This is a genomic window from Spirosoma luteolum (assembly GCF_054778875.1).
The window spans coordinates 542,041-562,704 of sequence record NZ_BAAGZE010000005.1 but is presented as its reverse complement, the minus strand read 5'-3'; the positions used below and the strand labels follow the sequence as shown (position 1 = coordinate 562,704).

16 protein-coding genes are annotated in these 20,664 nt (G+C 58.8%); 9 read left to right on the top strand and 7 right to left on the bottom strand.

The window, feature by feature from the left end; translation table 11 throughout:
* Positions 1–124: 124 nt before the first annotated feature.
* Positions 125–1,900, bottom strand: coding sequence for an ABC transporter ATP-binding protein (locus ACYVAC_RS09975; RefSeq protein WP_461097487.1), 1,776 nt, complete (start codon positions 1,898–1,900; stop codon positions 125–127).
* 96 nt (positions 1,901–1,996) lie between these two features.
* Positions 1,997–3,343 carry an Nramp family divalent metal transporter gene (locus ACYVAC_RS09970; protein WP_461097486.1) on the bottom strand — a complete coding sequence of 449 codons (1,347 nt, stop codon included), beginning with the start codon at positions 3,341–3,343 and terminating at the stop codon, positions 1,997–1,999.
* 159 nt (positions 3,344–3,502) lie between these two features.
* Here ACYVAC_RS09970 and ACYVAC_RS09965 point away from each other — a divergent pair, with 159 nt between their 5' ends.
* The 8 genes from ACYVAC_RS09965 to ACYVAC_RS09930 all read left to right on the top strand — a co-directional run bounded on the left by ACYVAC_RS09965 (position 3,503) and on the right by ACYVAC_RS09930 (position 12,931).
* A complete protein-coding gene (locus ACYVAC_RS09965) occupies positions 3,503–4,156 on the top strand; it encodes a metal-dependent transcriptional regulator (RefSeq protein WP_461097485.1) in 654 nt (217 codons plus the stop codon).
* 90 nt (positions 4,157–4,246) lie between these two features.
* Complete coding sequence (locus tag ACYVAC_RS09960) at positions 4,247–5,323, top strand: LptF/LptG family permease (RefSeq protein ID WP_461097484.1); 1,077 nt, start codon at positions 4,247–4,249, stop codon at positions 5,321–5,323.
* A gap of 85 nt (positions 5,324–5,408) precedes the next feature.
* Entirely contained in the window at positions 5,409–6,326 is a 918-nt protein-coding gene (locus tag ACYVAC_RS09955; RefSeq protein ID WP_461097483.1) for a DMT family transporter, read from the top strand.
* Between the two features lie 27 nt (positions 6,327–6,353).
* The gene (locus ACYVAC_RS09950; RefSeq protein ID WP_461097482.1) at positions 6,354–7,778 is read left to right on the top strand and encodes a DUF6056 family protein; all 1,425 of its coding nucleotides are present in this window, start codon (positions 6,354–6,356) and stop codon (positions 7,776–7,778) included.
* 65 nt (positions 7,779–7,843) lie between these two features.
* Positions 7,844–8,581, top strand: a complete 738-nt coding sequence (locus ACYVAC_RS09945) for a glycosyltransferase (RefSeq protein ID WP_461097481.1) — start codon at positions 7,844–7,846, stop codon at positions 8,579–8,581.
* Entirely contained in the window at positions 8,578–10,293 is a 1,716-nt protein-coding gene (locus ACYVAC_RS09940; RefSeq protein ID WP_461097480.1) for a hypothetical protein, read from the top strand. The genes ACYVAC_RS09945 and ACYVAC_RS09940 overlap by 4 nt, the downstream gene beginning before the upstream one ends.
* A 98-nt stretch (positions 10,294–10,391) precedes the next feature.
* Entirely contained in the window at positions 10,392–11,360 is a 969-nt protein-coding gene (locus tag ACYVAC_RS09935) for a glycosyltransferase (protein WP_461097479.1), read from the top strand.
* Between the two features lie 35 nt (positions 11,361–11,395).
* Positions 11,396–12,931: an MBOAT family O-acyltransferase gene (locus ACYVAC_RS09930; RefSeq protein ID WP_461097478.1), complete on the top strand. Its 1,536-nt coding sequence runs from the start codon at positions 11,396–11,398 to the stop codon at positions 12,929–12,931.
* A 23-nt stretch (positions 12,932–12,954) separates the two neighbouring features.
* Here the strand turns inward: ACYVAC_RS09930 and msrB are convergent, their stop codons facing one another.
* The 4 genes from msrB to prmC all read right to left on the bottom strand — a co-directional run bounded on the left by msrB (position 12,955) and on the right by prmC (position 16,042).
* Entirely contained in the window at positions 12,955–13,467 is a 513-nt protein-coding gene (gene msrB / locus ACYVAC_RS09925; protein ID WP_461097477.1) for a peptide-methionine (R)-S-oxide reductase MsrB, read from the bottom strand.
* 27 nt (positions 13,468–13,494) lie between these two features.
* Positions 13,495–14,076, bottom strand: coding sequence for a Uma2 family endonuclease (locus ACYVAC_RS09920; RefSeq protein WP_461097476.1), 582 nt, complete (start codon positions 14,074–14,076; stop codon positions 13,495–13,497).
* 57 nt (positions 14,077–14,133) lie between these two features.
* The gene (locus tag ACYVAC_RS09915) at positions 14,134–15,111 is read right to left on the bottom strand and encodes an AAA family ATPase (RefSeq protein WP_461097475.1); all 978 of its coding nucleotides are present in this window, start codon (positions 15,109–15,111) and stop codon (positions 14,134–14,136) included.
* An 82-nt stretch (positions 15,112–15,193) separates the two neighbouring features.
* The gene (gene prmC / locus ACYVAC_RS09910; protein ID WP_461097474.1) at positions 15,194–16,042 is read right to left on the bottom strand and encodes a peptide chain release factor N(5)-glutamine methyltransferase; all 849 of its coding nucleotides are present in this window, start codon (positions 16,040–16,042) and stop codon (positions 15,194–15,196) included.
* A gap of 143 nt (positions 16,043–16,185) precedes the next feature.
* Here prmC and ribD point away from each other — a divergent pair, with 143 nt between their 5' ends.
* Complete coding sequence (ribD, locus tag ACYVAC_RS09905; protein WP_461097473.1) at positions 16,186–17,238, top strand: bifunctional diaminohydroxyphosphoribosylaminopyrimidine deaminase/5-amino-6-(5-phosphoribosylamino)uracil reductase RibD; 1,053 nt, start codon at positions 16,186–16,188, stop codon at positions 17,236–17,238.
* Between the two features lie 90 nt (positions 17,239–17,328).
* Here ribD and ACYVAC_RS09900 read toward each other — a convergent pair whose 3' ends face one another.
* Positions 17,329–20,322 (bottom strand): TonB-dependent receptor, encoded by a 2,994-nt coding sequence (locus ACYVAC_RS09900; protein ID WP_461097472.1) that lies wholly within the window; start codon positions 20,320–20,322, stop codon positions 17,329–17,331.
* Positions 20,323–20,664: the final 342 nt, after the last annotated feature.

Below are 20,664 nucleotides of genomic sequence, written 5' to 3'. Positions count from 1 at the left end.
AGCCCTGCAACGTATCCGTGCGGCTGCCAACAGCGTTTGGCAGCCGCATTTTTTTGGGTGATTGTCGCCAGGTTTTACCCTAGCGATACCGATACGGGCAGGGTATTGGCGACAGCTACGTTTTCTAAACCACTTCCTTGTATTGCATCCGGTAGAGGTTGGCATAGGCCCCTTCGCGCTGCAGCAGCTGCTCGTGGTTGCCCTGCTCCACAATCCGGCCCTTGTCGACCACGATAATGTTATTGGCCTTCTGGATGGTCGACAGCCGGTGCGCAATCACGATGGCGGTACGGCCCTTCATGAGCTTGCTGATGGCGTTCTGGATCATCTCTTCGGTTTCGGTATCGACCGATGAGGTAGCCTCGTCGAGCACAATGATTTTGGGGTTCTGCACCATGGCCCGCACAAACGAGATAAGCTGGCGCTGCCCAACCGAGAGGGTCGAGCCGCGTTCCATCACGTTGTAGCTGTAGCCGCCGGGCAGCCGCTCGATAAAGTCGTGTACCCCCACCAGTTTGGCAGCTTCCACGATGGTTTCACGGCTGATGCGCGAATCGCCCAGGGTAATGTTGTTTTCGATGGTGTCGGAAAACAGAAAAACGTCCTGCAGCACCACGCCGATGTTCCGGCGCAGATGCCCCAGTTCATAGGTGTGAATATCGACCCCGTCGACCTTGATATCGCCCTTGTTGATGTCGTAGAAGCGGCTGAGCAGGTTGATGATCGATGATTTGCCGGCGCCGGTAGCGCCCACAAACGCTACTGTTTCGCCCGCGTTGACCCGGAAACTGATGTCGCGGAGCACCCAGTCTTCGTTGTTATAGGCAAACCAGACATGGTCGAACGTAACGTCGCCCCGCAGCGTGGCCGGGGCATGGGTACCATTGTCGACCGTAAATTCGTCGCTGTCGAGGAGTTTCAGGATGCGGTCGGTGCTCACGATGCCCATCTGCAGGGTGTTGAAACGGTCGGCCAGCATCCGGATGGGTCGGAAAAACAGGTTGATAAACATAACGAACGCCGTTACGGTACCAAACGTAATATCCGACTGGATAATCTGCCGCGCGCCATACCACACCACCAGCCCCACGGCCACGGCTGAGATAATGTCGGCTACGGGGTAGTAAACCGAATAGTACCAGATGGAACGGATGTTGGCCTTGCGGTGCTGATCGTTGATGGTGCGGAATTTTTCGGCTTCGATTTTCTCACTTCCGAAAATCTGGACGATGTTCATACCCGTGATGTGCTCCTGCACAAACGAGTTGAGATTGGCCACTGCCGTCCGCACTTCGTTGAACGACTTCTTGATTTTCTCTTTAAAGATGTAGGTGCTGATCAGCATCAGCGGAATGGTCGACAGGCTGATGAGGGCCAGCCGCCAGTCGGTGTACACCATAACGCCGATCACCAGCACCAGTTGCAGAATATCGCCGGCAATGGCGGCCATGCCTTCGCTGAACACATCGGCCAGCGTTTCGACATCGGAAATGGCCCGCGTAACGAGCCGGCCGATGGGCGTGTTGTCGAAGAATTTAAGCCGGAGGTGCAGAATTTTGCGGTAGAGCTGCACCCGAATGTCGCGGATCACGTATTGCCCCAGCCAGCCCGACAGGTAAGTATTGGAAAACTGCACTACCGCCTGCACCACCAGCACCCCGATCATGAGGGCCAGCATGGTGGTCAGCTGGCCGTAATTGCCCGCGCCGATCACGTTGTCGATGGTATAGCGGATCAGCAGCGGGGTAATGGGGGCCAGACACGCGGCCAGCATGATAATGGCAACCAGGCTGAAGAACCGGCCGCGGTAGGGCAGGACAAAATCGTACAGGCGTCGGAGAATGGCCAGATCGAAAATCCGGCCAGCCGGTGAGTCTGCGCTTTTGGTATCTTGATTCACGGAAAACAGGGCGTAGCGTTCAGCAGGATAACCCAATTGGCGCGCCGAACGTTTCCGGGTGCCGGCTTATTGCGTCAGCGGGGAGAACTCCGGGGCCTATACCCAAGCGCTGACGGTATCCCAGAGCAGGTAGCCGTTGAGACCGATAATAAGCCCGGCCACCACCCAGGCCGTAACGCGCATCCACCCAGGGCTCGCAAAACGCCCCATTTTCAGCTTGTCGCCGGTGAAGCGTACAAGCGGCACCACCGCAAAACTCAGTTGCAGCGATAGAATGACCTGACTGAAAACCAGCAGTTCCGACGTGCCCCGTTCGCCGTAGAGCAGTGCCACAATCAGGGCCGGCACAATGGCCAGCAGCCGCGTCAGCAGCCGGCGTAGCCAGGGTTTCACGCGCAGTTGCAGAAACCCTTCCATCACGATCTGTCCCGCCAGCGTGCCCGTCAGGGTTGAATTCTGGCCCGAGGCCAGCAGGGCCACGGCAAACAGAATACCGGCCAGCTTTACGCCCAGAATCGGGTCGAGCAGGCGGTGCGCATCGGTGATATCGGCCACGGTCTGGTTGCCCGAATAATGGAACGCAGCCGCCGAGAGCATGAGAATAGCCGCATTGATGAAGAAGGCCAGAAAGAGCGATACGGTTGAGTCGATGGTGGCGAATTTGATGGCCGACTGCCGGCCTGCGTCGGTGCGGGGGTAGTCGCGGGTTTGTACGATGCTCGAGTGCAGATACAGGTTGTGGGGCATAACGGTAGCACCCAGAATCCCGATGGCGATGTAGAGCATACCCGGGTTGGTAACCACTTCGGCACGTGGCACCAGCCCGTTCAGCACGGCGCCCATGTCGGGCCGCGACACGATCAGCTCGTAGCCGAAGCAGCCCAGAATCAGGAAGATCAGACTGGCCACAATGCGTTCGATGGCGCGGAAGCCTTTGTTCTGCAGGTACAATAGCAGCAGCACATCGACGGCCGTGATCAGAATGCCCACCGCCAGCGGCAGGCCGAATAGCAGGTTGAGGGCAATGGCCGAGCCTATGACTTCGGCCAGATCGGTCGCGGCAATGGCAATCTCGGCCAGCACCCAGAGCCCGACCGATACGGGTTTGCTGTAGTGATCGCGGCAGGCCTGAGCCAGATCGCGGCCGGTGGCAATACCGAGCCGCAGGGCCAGGTGCTGCAGCAGCATGGCAAACAGGTTGGAAATAAAGACAACCGAGAGCAGACGGTAACCGAAGCGGGCACCACCGGCAATATCGGTGGCCCAGTTGCCGGGATCCATATAGCCCACCGCCACCATCAGACCGGGGCCGGCGTAGGCCATCAGCGTTTTAAAGAAACCCGCATTGACCGGAACCGGGATGGTCCGGTGGGTGTCCGACGGCGCATTTTCGTCGGTATGATGCCGCCAGCCTTTTGGTGTCGTTGTATTCGTAACGTTCATACAGTGTACTAAACCTCGTATGATAACGATTCAAAGGTAGGTATTGTTGAAATAAAAATTTAGGCGAGTCTAAATTTTTAGAAAGTTTAACACAAAAACTACCTTTGCCCGCAAACTCTTCACCTTTGTTCGGTCGTTCTAACAGGCAGCCGGCGTTCTATGCATTCGTTCACGGAAGAAAATTACCTGAAGACGATTTATTCACTGGCCCTCCGGCAGGATGGGGTGGTGAGTACTAACGCACTGGCCGAAGTAACCGCTACCAAAGCTGCTTCGGTGACCGATATGCTGCGGAAACTGGCTGATAAAGAGCTTATTCACTACAAAAAGTACCAGGGTGTCCGGCTGACCGACGAGGGCGAACGACTGGCCCTGCAGGTGATTCGGCGGCATCGGCTGTGGGAGGTGTTTCTGGTCGAAACGCTGGGGTTTGGCTGGGATGCCGTGCACGACATTGCCGAAGAACTGGAGCACATCCGGTCGGACGAACTGACGACCCGGCTCGACGCGTTTCTGAATCACCCCAAGTTCGATCCGCACGGCGACCCGATTCCGACGCCGGCGGGGCAGATGCCTAAAACCGGCTACCGCAAGCTGTCGGAGGTGGGGGCGGGGGCGGTGGTGCGGCTGATGGGCGTGCTCGAACACTCGACCGACTTTCTGCAGCACCTGGACCGCTGCCGGCTCACGCTGGGCAGTGCCGTAACCCTCGACGATATCAACGCCTTCGACCGGTCGATGATGATTACCACAGAAGCCGGCGATCGCGTGTTTGTCAGCTTCGAGGTTGCCCGGAATTTGTTGGTTGAATGACCCGTTTGAGACGTGCAGTCTACCGGGCCAGGTCATTGGGCGGGGCACACTGACCGGTAAACCCCGGTTTTGAACAATAAACAATTGTACATGAAATTACTCGACTGGTATATTCTGAAACGCTTTCTGCAAACCTACCTGTTTGTGGTGCTGGTGATTGTGCTGGTGGTGGTTATGATCGACTACACGGAAAAGGTCGATAACTTTCATAAAAACAACGCCCCTACGAGTGCCATTCTGGGCGATTACTACCTCAACTTCATTCCGTACTGGGCCAACTACATCAGTCCGCTGATGGTGTTTATTGCCACCGTGTTTCTGACCTCGCGGCTGGCCGCCCGTACCGAAATCATTGCCATTCTGAGCAGCGGGGTCAGTTTTATCCGGCTGCTGTTTCCGTACATGCTCGGCGCTTCGGTGCTGGCCGTGCTGACGTACTTCATGGTCAACTACATCATTCCGAGTGCCAACAAAACCCGGATTGCGTTTGAGGTGAAGTACATCAACAACCCCTATACCTACTCGGGCCGGAACGTACACATCAAGATTGCGCCCAACACCTACGCTTACCTGGAAAGCTACAATAACCTGAGCAACACGGGCTATAAGTTTACGCTGGAGAAAATCGAAGGCAATCAGCTGAAGCAGAAACTGTCGGCCGACCGCATCGAGTGGGACACCAAGAAAAAGAAGTGGGGCGTATATGACTACAAGATTCGGTCGATCAGCGGGCAAACCGAAACGCTCACGCCCGGTGCCCGGCTCGACACGACGCTCAACCTGAAACCCGACGATTTTAGCTCCGATTTCAACCTGTTTGAAACGCTCACCCTGCCCGAACTGGACAGCCACATCCGGCTGCTGCAAAGCCGCGGGGCCGATGGGGTCGAGACTTACCTGATCGAGAAGTACAGCCGCGATACGCGACCCTTTGCCATTATTATCCTGACCGTGATCGGCGTGATTATGTCGGCCCGCAAGAGCCGCCGGGGTGTGGGCTGGCAGGTGGCGCTCGGGTTCTTTCTGGCCTTTGCCTACCTGCTGTTTTTCATGCTGGCCAAGGGTATTGCGCAGGAGGGCTTCCTGAATCCGATTGTGGCGGTCTGGCTGCCGAACGCTATTTTTGCCGCTATCGGGGTGCTGCTCTACAATACCATCCCCCGCTAACCAACCGGCCTGCCGGTTGGGCCGTACTGGCCCGGCCGGCTGCCCTGTGGCGTAAGGCCGGCGCTGCACTCCCGACCCCACTCTCATGACCAAGGCGACAGCCACCGATTACCTCCAGCTGCATTTTATTGTACTGATCTGGGGCTTTACCGCCATTCTGGGTAAGCTGCTTCAGCCGCTCGATTCATCAGCCATCGTATTGTACCGGACAGCGCTGGCCGTGCTGGGGCTGGGTGTTGTGCTGGCCATTCGGCGGCAGTCGATCCGGGTCGATCCGGCCGACCGGTGGCGACTGCTGGGCACCGGTTTGCTCATCGGGTTGCACTGGGTGGCGTTTTTTCTGGCGGCCCGGCTCGCCAACGTATCGGTTTGTCTGGCCGGTATGGCCACCAGCTCGTTATGGGCCAGTGTGCTCGAACCCATACTGCTGCGCCGGCGCGTGCGGCTGGTCGAGATTGTACTGGGCGGGGTGGTGCTCTCGGGGCTGTACCTGATCTTTCGCTTCGAGTTCGACAAGGTGGCCGGGCTGGCCATGGCCATTTTTGCCGCCATGCTGTCGTCGCTGTTTACCATCATCAACAGTCGGTTTACCCAGCGGTACGATGCCCTCGTGATCTCGTGGTATGAGATGGCCGGGGCTACCGTGGGCGCCCTGCTGCTGGTGGGGCTAACCCGCGTTACCGACCCCCTGGCGGCCAGTCATGTGATTCAGTACGCGCCCGATTCGGCGCTGCAGTGGCTGTGGCTGCTGCTGCTGGCCATGGTCTGTACGGTCTATGCCTACTCGGTCGGCGTGAGGCTACTCCGTAAGTTTTCGCCCTACATGGCCATATTAACCGTAAATTTGGAACCAGTGTACGGGATTTTGCTGGCGGTGCTGATTTTTGGCGACACCGAGCACATGACCGCCGGCTTCTACTTCGGTACACTGGTTATTTTGCTGGCGGTGCTGGCCTACCCGTTTCTGGACCGTTGCCAGCCGGTCGATCCGGCGCGGGGGTAACCCACCGACCTACCGATACTACACTGCATGAAACACCTGTTTTCTGACCGGCTGGTGGCCGTTACGACCGCATTGCTTTTTCTGTTGGCTTACGGGCCGCTGCTGGTGCTGTCGACCCACAATCACCCTTCGGCTGCCGACGATTACTGCTTTGCCGACACGGCGCTTCGTTACGGATTCTGGCAGGCGCAGAAACTGTATTACAACGGCTGGACAGGGCGCTATTTCTCCAACATGCTCGTTCACGGCAGCCCGCTGGTCTGGGGCTGGTATGATGGCTACCGGCTGATTCCGGCCCTGACCGTTACGGGGCTGGTGGCCGCGCTCTACAGCCTGCTGGCCGAGCTGTTGCGCCAGCAGCCGCTGCGTACCCGCCTGGTGGCAACGGGGCTGCTGTTTGTAACAATCATCGTGGCGCTGCAAAGCGTGGTCGAAGGCTTTTTCTGGACGTCGGCCATCGTGGCCTATACCTTACCCATTGCCCTGACGCTCTACTGGCTGGCCGTTGTAATCCGCTGGTATCGGCTCCCCGCCGGCGGGCTCAAAACCCTGACTACTATCTGGGCGGCAACGCTCGTCTTTTTTATCGTGGGCTCGGGCGAAACCATCCTGATTCTGCAGGTGGGCCTGATTATGGCCATCGTGGGGTATCGGCTGCTGTTTCAGCGTACGCTCGACTGGTTTATGGCCGGACTGCTGGTGGTGGCGCTGGTGTCGGCAGCACTGGTATTCGGCGCCCCGGGCAATGCCATCCGGCTGGGTTCCAACCAGATCCAGGGTAACGTGCTGGCGTCGCTGCTGCTGACCATCCGCATTCTGGTGACGACCGTAGGCCTGTGGCTGGTGCAAACCCCGCTGGTCCCGCTGTCGCTGCTGAGTTTGCCCCTGCTGGCCCGGCTCAACCGCGCTGACAGCTCGGTGCAGGCCCTGTTTCGGGTGCCGGCGCTGCTGCTCACGCTGGTGCTGGGTGCCGTGCTGCTGGTCATCACATTTCCGTCGGTCTATGGGCTGGGGGTGGCACCGGGGCGGGTGCTCAACCTGACCTGGCTGGTACTGGTGCTGGGCTGGTTCTACACGCTGGCGGTGTGGGTGGGCTGGCTCATGCGCGGGTCCACGGCTGCCGGGCGCTGGCTTGCCGCCGGCGCACCCCTGCCGGCGCTGGGTACGGGTGTAGCCGCGCTCTGGATTGTCCTGAGTTTGTGGATCAGCCCCACGCTCCGGCAGGTATATGGCGATCTGAGTAGTGGCGACGCGGCTACCTACGACCGCGAAATGACCCAGCGACGCCAGCAACTCCAGCAACCCGCCGATACGCTTCGACTGGCCCCCATCAGCGTGTATCCCCCGACGCTGGTGGTCGAAGATATTAAAACCGAGGGGCAGCACTGGTGGAATCGCTGTCAGGCCGGGTTTTATGGGCACCAGGTAGTGCTGTTGCGGCCTGAAAAATGAGTTTGGTTTACTGTTTGTATTTCCAGACCGGGTAAACACTATCAACCGTAAACCGTAACGAATCCATGCCAACCACCTGCGTTATCGTTCCCTGCTACAACGAAGCGACCCGGCTCCCCGTCGACGCCTTTCTGCACTATACCGACCATACCCCCGACGTGCATTTCTGCTTTGTCGACGATGGCAGCCGTGATCAGACCCGTGCCGTGCTGGAGTCGTTGCAGGCGCAGCGGCCGGGCCGGATCGAAGCGCTGATTCTGCCTCAGAACAGGGGTAAGGCCGGGGCTGTACGGGCCGGTATGCTGCACGTGGCACAGCAGTCGTTCGACTATGTCGGCTTTCTGGATGCCGACCTGGCCACCCCGCTCGACGCCATTGGCGATCTGGCCGATTCGCTCAACCAGCGTGCCGAACTCGATCTGGTAATGGGGTCGCGCATCAAATTTCTCGGGGCCGACATTCGCCGGAAAATCTACCGGCATTATGCCGGTCGGGTGGTGGCTACGTTTATCAGTAACATTCTGCGGCTACCCGTCTACGACACGCAGTGTGGGGCCAAGCTGTTTCGCCGGCGGGCCGTTGCCACGCTGTTTCAGGAGCCGTTCATCAGTCCGTGGCTGTTCGACGTGGAGTTGCTGGCGCGGCTCATTCAGCAGCACGGCCGGGAGGAGGTAAAAAGACGCGTGGTGGAACGTCCGCTGCGCCAGTGGGTCGAGCAGAGCGATTCGCGCATCAGCTCGGGCTACATGGTTAAGATGTGGTACGAACTGTACCGGATTCAACGAACTTATCGAAACGTATGAGTCGAGTTTACGCGCTGCTGGCCAGTCGGCCGGTAACCCTGCTTTTATTGCTGCTGCCCATCGCAGTTTTTTTCGTGTACTTCTTTGCCCTGAGGTACAACATCCCCTGGTTCGACGAGTACGAAAACATTCCGTATTTTCTGGATCGGTTTCTGAACGCCACCAGCTTCAGCGATCGCATGGCGGCCCTGCTGCGACCCAACAACGAACACCGCGTACTGTATGCCCGGCTGGTGGTGCTGGGACAGTACGTGCTGACGGGCGGCCTCAACTTTGCCGGCCTGATGTTGTGGGGTAACCTGGGGCTGGTGCTTATTTTCTGGCTCATCTACCGGGCGCTGCGCCGGGCCGTCGATACGTCGGCGGAGGCTCTTACGCCCCGCGCGCTGGGTAACAAAGCCCTGCTGGGTCTGCTGCCGGTGCCGCTGCTGCTCTTCACGGCGCAGAATTACCTGCTCACCTTCACGGCGATCTATACCCTACAGTACCTGGCCATTATCGTGCTGGTGGTACTGACGTTCTTTGTGCTGGCCACCAACCGCCCGCTGCATTTTGGGCTGGCGCTGGCGCTGGGCATGCTCAGCACGTTCAGTATGGGCAACGGGCTGCTGCTGTGGCCGGCCGGGGCGGGTCTGCTGTTTATCCAGCGCCGATGGCTGCCGCTGGGTATCTGGATCGGCGTGGGCGTTCTGTCGGGCTATCTGTATTTTCTGGGCTATCCGGTACAGCAGGGCAATGCCGAAGGGTTTGCCTATGTTACCCAGCACCCGTTCCAGACGGTGGCCGGCTTTCTTGTGTTTGCCGGCAGTGTATTCGACCTGCTGCCGATGCTGCCCATCGAACAGCGGGCTTACCTGCCGTTTCTGATGGGTCTGATTGGCGTGACCGGCCTGGGCTACTGGCTTACCCGGACGCTGTTGCAGACGCGACCCAACACCTCCTTTTTCGAGGCTTTCGTATTTGGCTGCCTGCTGTTTCTGCTGGCCAATATTGGCCTGATTGCCGTATTCCGGATTCGGTTCTACTTTGGTATGGTGCTCCACAGTTCGTACCGGACCTACTCGCTGGTACTGTGGTCGATGGCAGTGGTACTGCTGTTCAGCCGCCTGCACGAGTCACGGCGCCGGCAGTGGTGGCCGCTGCTGTGGCTCGGGGTGCTGGCACTCAACGTGATCAGCTACCTCACCTACGTACCCGAAGCCGTTGAGCGCCGGAAACATATGCAGGGCATTACGTTCGATCAGCACTATACGGGCATCGGGCTGGGCGGTACGCGCAACAGTTACCTGGCCCGCTACATTGCCGACCTGACCAAACTGATGCACGACCGGGGCTGGTATGACCTGCCCCAGCCAGCCATCACGCCCGACGAACGGGGCCTGACAGCCCCCGCCGGAGCCGCCGGAGCCACGGTGCCACTCCGGGTGACGCAGCGGCCCGACTACGTGGTTGTCGATAGCCAGGAGCCCGACTACCACATCGGCATGAACGAGGCTACGTACCTGATCCTGAAATCGGAGCGGCAAACCTACCTGATGCTGGCCAACCGCAACCGGCCGCTGGGACGCCGGTTCTGGCGGGCAGCGCCCGGTTTTTCGGCGGCCATGCCTACGGCGCTGGTGCAGGCCGGGCGCTACCGGATCGGGCTGTTCCGGACGTATCCGGATCATACCGCCACGCAGTACACCGACCGCTTTGTCGACATTCCCTGATGCCGGCCCGGCTCCGGGGGTGGTGCCACTGGGTCAGACTACCGACGGATGTTGGGATAAACTTCTATTTTTGTCGCTCATAACGCTTTCGCACTACGTTGGTTTCTACGCCCGATCCACTTCCCGACCGTATCAACATCGTCATCCCTCTTTTCAACGACTGGCAGGCGGTTGGCATGCTGCTCGAACGCATCCGGACGGTTGTGGCGGAGCCCCTGCGCAGCCGGCTGGCGTTTCTGATTGTCGATGACTGCTCGGTGCTCAACTACGAAAGCCTGCCGGCGGGGGTTGGGCAGTCGCTGTCGATCCTGCGGCTGTATCGCAACGTGGGGCATCAGAAAGCCATTGCGCTGGGGCTTTCCTACCTGGCTGATCAGTCCCAGACGCATCCAACCATTGTGATGGATGCCGACGGCGAGGACCGGCCCGAAGACATCGACAAGCTGATTCAGCGGGGTGTTGAACAGCCGGGGCGTATTGTGTTTGCCCACCGGGCCAAGCGCCACGAGAGCCTGCTGTTTCGGGTGTTCTACGAGATTTACAAACGCGTGTTTCAGCTCCTGACCGGCAAGGTGATCACGTTCGGCAATTTTAGTCTGATTCCGGCCGGGCAACTGCGCAAGCTGGCCCACGTGTCGGAAATCTGGAACAACTACCCGGGGGGCGTGATTCGGTCGCGGCTGCCGTATACGGCCGTACCGCTCGAACGGGGGCGCCGGCTGGCGGGCGAGTCCAAAATGAATTTCGTATCGCTTATCATGCACGGCCTTAGTGCGGTATCGGTGCTGATGGATACGACCGCCGTGCGGCTGGTGCTGTTCTGCGTGGTGATGGTGGCCGCGTCGGTGCTGGGCATCGGGGTGGTTGTTTATCTCAAGCTGTTCACACAGGCGGCCGTGCCCGGCTGGACGAGCTACCTGGTCTTTTCGTTCCTGATCGTGATTCTGCAGGCGTTTCTGATTTCGCTGCTGCTGGTTTTCATCGTGCTGTCGTACCGCACCCAGATTCAGTTTATTCCGGCGCGCCAGTACCACGATTTTGTCGAACGGGTCGAAACGATCTACTGACAGGGCTGGTCTGACCAACGACTCCCAACAAACCAATGCTATTTAACTCTCTCCAGTTTTTACTTTTTTTCATCGTTGTCACGCTGGCCTACTTCAGTCTGAAGTGGCAGGGGCGGTGGTTGTTGCTGCTGATTGCCAGCTGCTACTTCTACATGGTCTTCAAGCCGGCGTATTTTCTGATTCTGCTGCTGACGATCGTGATCGATTACATCGCCGGCATCTGGATCGAGCGCACCCAGGGGCCCGCCCGGCGGTGGCTGCTCATTCTGTCGCTGGTGTCGAACCTGGGCATTCTGGCGTTCTTCAAGTATCTGGGTTTCTTTACCGAAAACGTAGCCTGGCTGTTCGATCAGCTGCACCTGCCCGGCCTGGCCGATCTGGTCACCAACGGCAGCAACCGGGTGTTTCTGAAAGTGCTGCGGCTGTTTGGCCAGACCGATGTCAGCTCGTTTAAAGACAACGTAATCAGTATTCTGCCGGTCGGGCTGTCATTCCATACGTTTCAGGCCATGAGCTACACCATCGAGGTGTATCGTGGCAATCAGAAAGCCGAGCGGCACTTCGGTATCTATGCGCTCTACGTAATGTTTTACCCGCAGCTGGTGGCCGGCCCCATCGAGCGCCCGCAGAACGTGTTGTGGCAGTTCCATTCGTATTTTCAGTACGACGCCGAAAAGGTGAAATCGGGGCTTATGCAGATGGCGTTCGGCTTGTTCAAGAAACTCGTTATTGCCGACCGGCTGTCGATGCTGGTGGGCTATGCCTACGACGATCCAGGCCAGTATAACGGCCTGACGCTGCTCGTGGCCACGTTCTTCTTTACGTTCCAGATCTACTGCGACTTCTCGGGCTATTCCGACATTGCCATCGGAGCGGCCCGGGTGATGGGTTTCGATTTGATGGAAAACTTCCGGACCCCCTACATTGCCCAGTCGGTATCGGAGTTCTGGCGTCGCTGGCATATTTCGCTCTCGACCTGGTTTCGCGATTACCTCTACATTCCGCTGGGGGGCAACCGCAAAGGACCCGTCCGGCAGTACATCAACATGCTGATCGTGTTTCTGGCCAGTGGGCTGTGGCACGGCCCCAACTGGACCTACGTGATCTGGGGCGGTCTCAACGGCCTGTATCAGGTGCTGGCCGTGCTGCGCGACAAGGTGCTGGCCCGGCTGGGTTTTGGGGGCGTGCCGGCCCGGCAGATTCATTCGCCCGCCAGTGAGCCCCATGCTGGCCGGTCGCCAGGTATGGTAGTAGTCAACGTGCTTATCACGTTTGTGCTCATCATGCTGACATGGGTGTTTTTCCGGGCCCGCAACCTGAACGATGCCCTGCTCATTCTGCAACGTATTGCCACGCTGTCGTGGTCAGATACCATCAGCAGTCCCATGAACCACACCGAAATGTGGCTGAGTGTCGGTCTGATCGCGTTCCTGCTCATCAAGGAATACTTTTACCTGACCATACCGACCCGCCGGACGCTGTCGTTTCTGGTGCTGTTTACGCTGATCACCTTCGCCACGTACCTGTTCGGGGTGTTCTCGTCGAACCAGTTTATCTACTTCCAGTTCTAGGAGCCCGGGGCGCGGTTGGGCGGTTACTCGGCCGCCGGACCGAACAGAAGCGCCGTGCCATTCATGCAGTAGCGATGCCCGGTGGGAGCGGGGCCGTCGGCAAATACGTGGCCCAGGTGCGCATCGCAGACCGCGCAGCGCACTTCGGTGCGGTTGCCATCGGGTTCGGTGTACACGGCGTTCTCGACAATGGGGGCGTAAAAGCTGGGCCAGCCTGTGCGCGAGTCGAACTTGGTGGTGGAGCGGAACAGCGGATTGCGGCAGGCTGCGCACACGTACACGCCCGCCCGGTGCTCATCGGTGAGGGAACTGCTGTTGGGCCATTCGGTATCGCGTTCCCGCATCACCTTGTACTGGGCCCGCGTCAGCAAGGCCTTCCACTCAGCGTCGGTTTTGTCGACCCGGCGGTTGTTGGGCGAGGTTGCGCCGGCGGGGCGTCGGTGGGGTGGGCGTGGTTTGGCCACGTACGTGCCGTATAGCCAGAGCCCCCCGGCCAGCAGGGCGGCAACCAGTAAGAACAACTGTGTTTGTTTCATGCGTCCGGCGAAGAAGCACAGGCCTCTCTACCGAAAAATACGTTCGTGCGGGATAATCAGTTCCGGAAAAATGCGGCAGGGAATGTCGCCCGATTCGTAGATGTCGACCAGTGCAAATTCGTCGCCCTCGAGCACATACACGTTAATTACTTTTTCGGTCGGCTGCACAATCCAGTACTCGCGAACGCCCGCCTGTTCGTAGAGGTGAAATTTCTCATCGAAGTCATGCTTAGCGGTTCGGGGCGAGGTGATTTCGATGATCCAGTCGGGAGCGCCCAGGCAGCCGTAATCATCTAGCTTGGTCGGCTCGCAAACCACGCATATATCGGGCTGAACCACGGTGTAAATCTGCTCAGGCTTCTTTCTGTTTTGAACGGGAAGCCGAACGTCGAAAGGAGCGTCGTAAACCTGACAAATCCTGCCGTCGAAATGATGCCGGATGGCGTACGAAATATGGCCTGACGCGCTTTGGTGCATTCGCCGGGGCGCGGGCGACATGGCCAGTATCTTGCCCCGGATCAGTTCAACATGTTCATCGAATTGCCATTTTAAATAATCGGCGTAGGTATAGGTGCCGTTGGGATCGAGTTGCGAGAGGTCGGTGATCATAAAAGACAGTTTGCTGGCCACGTAAAGCTACATACGGACCGCTAAAAACCGCAGTCCTTACCGCCCGATGGCGACCTTCCGGAGAATGGCGTCGATTACTTGCAGCGGGGTGATCTGGTCGGCTTCAGCTTCGTAGTTGAGCAAAATCCGGTGGTTAAACACGTCGGGGGCGACTTCCTTGATGTCTTCGGGCAGCACGTAGTCGCGCCGGTCGAAGTACGCGAGGGCTTTAGCGGCCAGGTTGAGGTTGATACTGGCCCGGGGCGACACGCCGTACTGAATGTAGCGGGCTTCGTCGCGGAGGTTGTATTCGAGGGGCCGACGCGTGGCAAATACCAGTTCGATGATGTAGCGCTCGAGCGTTTCGGAAATGGTAATGCCGTTGATTTCATCGCGAATGGCCACCAGGTCGTCTTTGCCCAGCACAGGCTGTACCTCGTAATCGAAGTTCATGTTCGACATCCGGCGCATCACCTCCAGTTCGTCTTCCCGGCTGAGGTAATCCACGAAGACTTTCATCATAAACCGGTCGACCTGGGCTTCGGGTAGGGGATAGGTTCCTTCCTGCTCCACGGGGTTCTGCGTAGCCAGTACCAGGAAGGGTCGGTCGAGCAGAAACGTTTCTTCGCCGATGGTGACCTGCTTTTCCTGCATGGCTTCGAGCAAAGCCGCCTGTACCTTGGCCGGCGACCGGTTGACTTCGTCGGCCAGAATCAGGTTGGCGAAGATCGGGCCCTGTTTCACCTCGAACTCGGCGGTTTTCTGGTTGAAGATCATCGTGCCGATCAGATCGGCGGGCAGCAGGTCGGGCGTAAACTGAATGCGCTGAAAGTCCAGTTCCAGTACTTTGGCCAGTGTGTTGATCGTCAGGGTTTTGGCCAGGCCGGGTACCCCTTCCAGCAGAATATGTCCACCCGTAAACAGCCCGATCAGGAGTCGGTTGAGCAGGCGATCCTGCCCCACAACAACCTGACTCATCTCACGAAACACCTCGCGAATTTTGGCATGGTAAGTAAACGATGGAGTAGGTTGCATGCTAATCGTGGTTCTTGGTTGGTCGTTTGCGGTTAGCAGTTGTTATAGACGACAAACGACTAACCACGAACTGCCAACCGTTTTAAAAAGTAGCCCGGATGCTGCGGTCTTTGCCGTGGATGTCTTTGTAGACCTGGATACGGCTGAAGCCCCGGTCAGCGAAGACCTGGCGGGTGGCATTGCCAAAACGCTCGTTGATTTCAACGTAGCAAGCCCCGTCTTTCGTCAGGTGGCGCCCGCAGAAATCGGCCACGGCTTTGTAGAACACCAGCGGGTCGGCATCGTCGACGAACAGCGCCAGACCGGGCTCGTAGTCGAGCACGTTGCGGTCCATGTCGGCGGCTTCGGAGCGGGTTACGTAGGGCGGGTTGCTCACCACACAGTCGAACCGCTGCGTAAAGTCGCCCGGTACGTTAAGGATATCCTGGATGGCGAACTGCACATCGGCGTTGAGGCTTTGGGCATTGTGCCGGGCCAGCGTCAGCGCCTGCTCCGACACATCCCAGCCCGTGACCACCGACTGCGGCAGGAAACGCGCCAGCGTGATGGCAATGCAACCGCTGCCGGTACCGATATCGACAATGGGCACATCGTCGGTACGGTCGGCAAAATCGTGCATGATCAGCCGCACGAGGTCTTCCGTTTCGGGGCGGGGAATCAGGACATCGGGCGACACCTCAAATTCGAGGCCGCAGAAAATGGTCGTCCCGATCACGTGCTGAATCGGTTCCTGCCGGTTGAGCCGTTCCAGAATCTTGAACCAGTCGGGCTCGGTGCGGTTGGGCGGCAGGGGTTTATCGGTAAGTACATCGGTCTTGCGGAGGCCGAAGTAGTGATCGAGCAGCATAAACGCCATTTCCCGCGCTTCTTCGGGCGGGTAGGCCGTGATGTTCTTACTTAAGCGATCGTATAGGGGTTTGGCAGTAGCCATTCAGTTCGGAGGTGTAATTTTGCGTAAATCTAAAGGTTAGTTGATGGTTTTCGGTTTTCGGTACGCGGTTTTTGGGCCAGACAATCCCCGCCGGCCCCGCCAACTCCCGAAACCAGTTACCGCCATCAACCACTCTCTCGCCTATGAATGCATACATGCAGCGTGCGCTCGAACTGGCCACTCTTGGCCGGGGCCGGGTCAGCCCCAACCCCATGGTCGGCTGCGTTATCGTGTACGACGATCCCGTGACCGGCCCCCGTATCCTGGGCGAAGGCTGGCACGAGCGCTATGGGGAGGCCCACGCCGAACGGAATGCCGTGCTGGCCGTGGCCGACGCTGACCGATCATTGCTGGGGCAGGCTACGGCCTACGTGACGCTGGAGCCCTGCGCCCACTACGGCAAGCAGCCCCCCTGCGCCGATCTGCTGGTCGAGGTGGGTATTGGCCGCGTGGTATGCTGCAACGACGATCCCAACCCACTGGTGGGCGGGCAGGGGTTCGCCCGGCTGCGGGCGGCCGGCATTCCGGTCGAGACAGGAGTACTGGCCGAACAGGGCCGCGATCTGAACGCCCGGTTCTTTACCATGATTGAGCAGAACCGCCCCTACATCGTGCTCAAGTGGGCCGAGTCGGCCGATGGCTTCATTGCCGGCCGGGGTGGACAGCCCGTACAGATCAGTGGACCGCTCAGTCGGCGGCTTGCTCATCGCTGGCGGGTCGAGGAAGATGCCATTCTGGTTGGTGCCAACACAGCCGCGGCCGACAACCCCCGGCTGAACGTGCGGCTGTGGCCGATGGCCGATCCGGCGCTACGTCATCCGACCCGCCTTGTGCTTGACCCTTCGCTGCGGCTACCGACGACGCTGCACCTGTTCGACGGCTCGGTGCCGACGCTGGTGTACCACCGCGCTGATCTGACGCCCCCTGCCTCCCGCCCAAACCTGACTTATGCTGCCGCCAGCGATCTGCCGGCGCTGCTGGCCGATTTGCAGCAACGCCGTATTCAGTCGGTACTGGTTGAGGGGGGCGCGCAGGTGATCGGAGCGTTTGTGGCGGCCGGTCTGTGGGATGAGATGCGGGTGTTCCGGGCTCCAGTGATGCTGGGCGATGGCGTGCCGGCCCCCCGGGTAGCGGGGCAGCTGCTGCACCGCGAAGCCGTTGGGCTCGATGAACTGTCGATCTATCGGTCCCGCTAAACACAAAAATAGCCCCGGCCTGTGGCCAGAGCTATTTCAAAAACCGATACACTCAATAGACGGGGTGGTAGAAGCAATGAATACCGATGATTAGAACTGAACGTTGAGCCGGGCGTAGTAATAGGCGCCCTGAAAACCCATCTGGTAGTTATCGTAGGCAAACCGGCCGGAGTCGGTCAGGTCGGCGCGGGTACGGGTGGGGTAGGTGTTGGTCACGTTGTCGCCCCCAATCGATAGCCGCGCCTGTTTCAGCAGCTGGTAGCCTACGCTCAGATCGAGCGTGGCGCGGGCGCCGAGGTTGTAATCGGCATAGGGCGAGGTGATGTCGTCGGTTTCGTGGTAGTTGCTGAAGTACTGCACCGCACCGTAGTAAATACCGCGTGCCATGGCCGAAAATGGTCCCTTCTGGTACACAATCGAACCGATGTATTTCTGGCGGGGACTGCCGTGTTCGAAGCTGCCCCGCGAATTGCGGTTCAGGTAGATGTCCGACAGGTACTGGGCCCGCAGCGTGGGGTCGGCAGGCAGCTGGTTGTCGGCACCGATGCGCAGCGTGGCCGGATAGACCCGCGTGAAAGCGACCTGGTTCCAGTTGGCGGCCAGCGAGTAGGTCAGCTGACCCGAGCCGGCCCGGGTGCGGTAGTTGGCCACCAGGTCGATCCCCTTCGTTTCGACATCCGCGGCATTGGTGAAGAACTGGGCAATGCCGTCGGCCGTGATCACACTCTTGAGCGCACCCCCGATGTCGCTGCCCGAGAAGCCTCCCGTCTGGATGATTTTATCACGGATTTTGATGTAGTAGGCGTCGGCTGTGATTTCAAGGCCCTGCATCAGCTGCGAGGTCATGCCGAAGCTGATGTTGGTCGACCGTTCCTGCTTGAGTTTCGGAATGCCGAGGGCTTTGGCCGCCGTGCTGTTGTTGGTGAAATAGCCCTGATCGAAGGGCACACCGCCCGGCGTGAAACCCGTAGAGGTCTGGGCGTAGAACAGCTCCTGCAGACTCGGCGCCCGAAAACCCGTACTGATCGATCCGCGCAGCGCAAAGACACCCGGCACCACCGAATAGCGGGTGGCAAACTTGCCGGTCAGCACGTTACCGAAGTCGCTGTAATTCTCGAACCGACCCGCCACACCAATCATGAACTGTTTCGTAATGTCGACTTCTACGTCGGCATAGGCAGCCATCACCGACCGGAACGCGCTGGTCGCCTGATCGGGCGCAAACCCGCGGAAACACTGGCAGTTGGGCGAGTAGCCTTTGATGTCGACCGTGCCACCCCGGTACGGAATAATCAGGTCGACGTAGGTGGTGGTCTGGGTGCCGTCGGGGTTGGTAATTACCTTCTCGGCCTTCACATCCTTGTTGATGCGCTGCGTGTAGTTGAAGTTATCCTCGGGTGCGGTAAAGGTGCCGTAGGTACCCTTTGTGTACGATTCTTCCTGCCCTGCCACGATCTGGTAGTTCTCGACCCGCATCTCGGCGCCGAAGGCCAGGTTCATGCTTTTCAGTACGCCACCCATCGGTTCGCTGTAGAGTCGGCTGAGGGCGATGTTGGTGGTATTCTGGGTGAAGTTGTTATCGCCCAGCCGCATGGTGGTGGGCGAAGCCGGCCCGTACGACGCGTTCATGGTGTTGACCATACCGTAGGCAAACTTGCTCGATCCGAAGGTGTTGCTGAAATCGAGATCGAAGCCGCCCAGCTGGCCCCGGATACCGGCCGTCAGCGATTTATCGCTTACGTTGGAGGTTAGCTGGGGCAGAAAACCGTTGGGATACAGTTCGTTGATGAAGCGATCCTGCTGGCGCGGAAACCGGTAGTAGCAGCCGCTGAGCGTGTTGCGGTAGTTCATGCCCCCAAATGCGTAGAACTCGGCTCCTTTGGCGCTGAGCGGGATGCCCATGTTCATGAAAATGGTTCCGTTGTCGACCTTGCTCAGCCCGTTGATCATCTCGAAGCTTTTAGGCGTCAGGCCGCGTGCTGCCTGCAGGCCTTTGTCGGTGCGCAGCGCAGCATTGTCGGGATTGGCCAGGGCTTCGGGGTTGGTGATGATCTGGTTTCCGTTGGCGTCTTTGCGGGTGTTGTTGAGGTACGTCGCGTCGAACACCACCCCGCTATAGCCCCCCTTGGGCACCCGGCTGGTGCTGCCCTGTTTGCTCAGTTCGAACGTCAGGTTGATATAGCCGCCTTTTTCGCCCAGCGCAAAGCCGTAGTTGCCCATGAACTGCTGCAGCCGCCCGTCGGTACCAAAGTTGTCGATGTCTTTGTTTTTGGCCAGCCCCACGTTGGCATAAAGGCCCGTGTTGTACATGCCCGTAAACACGCCCACGCTTTTCTTCAGCTCCATGTTGACCACGCCCGCAATGGCGTCGGAGCCGTACTGGGCGGCTGCGCCGTCGCGCAGAATCTCCACCCTCTCAACGGCTGCCAGCGGAATGGTCCGCATGTCGACGGTTGTCGACGGGCCGGCGTTGTTGGCCACCAGCAGCAGCGACGACGTGTGCCGGCGCTTGCCGTTGAGCAGCACCAGCGTCTGGTTGGGGGGCTGGTTGCGCAGCTGTACCGCGTCGACGTGCGAGGCCAGGTCGGCACCGGGTACTTTCAGCGAGTTGAACGAAGGGGCAATCTGTTTCAGCAACTGCGACAGCTCGGTCTGGGGCATAGTCTGCGCGGCTTTCGACACGTTGATGACATCGACCGGGGCCGGGGTGTCGAGTTTGGTGCGGCTGCTGTTGCGCGATCCGATAACGACCAGCTCGGCCAGTTGCTTGGTGTCGGCAATGAGTGTGATGTTGAGCGTGGTTTCGCTGGTGAGTTTTACTTCGCGGGTCGCAAAGCCGATAAACGAGAATGTCAGCGAGCCACCGTCGCCCGGCACCGTCAGTTTATACTGGCCCTGGGCATCGGTGCTGGCACCCGTGTTGGTGCCTTTCAGTACCACGTTGACGCCTGTGATGGGGGTGCCATCTTCCTGCGAGGTTACCCGCCCCGATATCGTTCGGGTCTGGGCCATACTCACCAGGGCGCAGCAACTGAAAAACAGCATATACAGGGCGTTTCGGCCCAGGTGTACAGATCGATTCATAGGGAAAGCAGGTTGTGATGAAAATTGAGTTGGCTGAAACAGGTTGTCGAACTCCGGGCAATAGGTTATCAGTCAGTCGGTTAGGGCTGTTCTGGCAATCGAAACTATGTACGCCTTGAGGGTAATGGTCCGCAGCTGATCCGGCCGGATCAGTGTCGGGGCAAGCAGGCCACGGGGGTGGCTTCAGCAGAATTCATTGTCGCGCGAAACGAAGTTGGTTTGTTGTACCTGATCAAATATGCCGATACTTATTTTGACTTTCAATAGAAAAATAAAATATACTACTGATTTTTTGAAATTAGACAATAGAAAACTTTAGTAGTGCAATTTTGATTATAAAGA

Excerpts from the sequence above, each read along its gene's own strand:
- ACYVAC_RS09970 (WP_461097486.1), bottom strand. The coding sequence starts at position 3,343 with ATGAACGTTACGAATACAACGACACCAAAAGGCTGGCGGCATCATACC.
- ACYVAC_RS09965 (WP_461097485.1), top strand. The coding sequence starts at position 3,503 with ATGCATTCGTTCACGGAAGAAAATTACCTGAAGACGATTTATTCACTG.
- ACYVAC_RS09960 (WP_461097484.1), top strand. The coding sequence starts at position 4,247 with ATGAAATTACTCGACTGGTATATTCTGAAACGCTTTCTGCAAACCTAC.
- ACYVAC_RS09955 (WP_461097483.1), top strand. The coding sequence starts at position 5,409 with ATGACCAAGGCGACAGCCACCGATTACCTCCAGCTGCATTTTATTGTA.
- ACYVAC_RS09950 (WP_461097482.1), top strand. The coding sequence starts at position 6,354 with ATGAAACACCTGTTTTCTGACCGGCTGGTGGCCGTTACGACCGCATTG.
- ACYVAC_RS09945 (WP_461097481.1), top strand. The coding sequence starts at position 7,844 with ATGCCAACCACCTGCGTTATCGTTCCCTGCTACAACGAAGCGACCCGG.
- ACYVAC_RS09940 (WP_461097480.1), top strand. The coding sequence starts at position 8,578 with ATGAGTCGAGTTTACGCGCTGCTGGCCAGTCGGCCGGTAACCCTGCTT.
- ACYVAC_RS09930 (WP_461097478.1), top strand. The coding sequence starts at position 11,396 with ATGCTATTTAACTCTCTCCAGTTTTTACTTTTTTTCATCGTTGTCACG.
- msrB (WP_461097477.1), bottom strand. The coding sequence starts at position 13,467 with ATGAAACAAACACAGTTGTTCTTACTGGTTGCCGCCCTGCTGGCCGGG.
- ACYVAC_RS09920 (WP_461097476.1), bottom strand. The coding sequence starts at position 14,076 with ATGATCACCGACCTCTCGCAACTCGATCCCAACGGCACCTATACCTAC.
- ACYVAC_RS09915 (WP_461097475.1), bottom strand. The coding sequence starts at position 15,111 with ATGCAACCTACTCCATCGTTTACTTACCATGCCAAAATTCGCGAGGTG.
- prmC (WP_461097474.1), bottom strand. The coding sequence starts at position 16,042 with ATGGCTACTGCCAAACCCCTATACGATCGCTTAAGTAAGAACATCACG.
- ribD (WP_461097473.1), top strand. The coding sequence starts at position 16,186 with ATGAATGCATACATGCAGCGTGCGCTCGAACTGGCCACTCTTGGCCGG.
- ACYVAC_RS09900 (WP_461097472.1), bottom strand. The coding sequence starts at position 20,322 with ATGAATCGATCTGTACACCTGGGCCGAAACGCCCTGTATATGCTGTTT.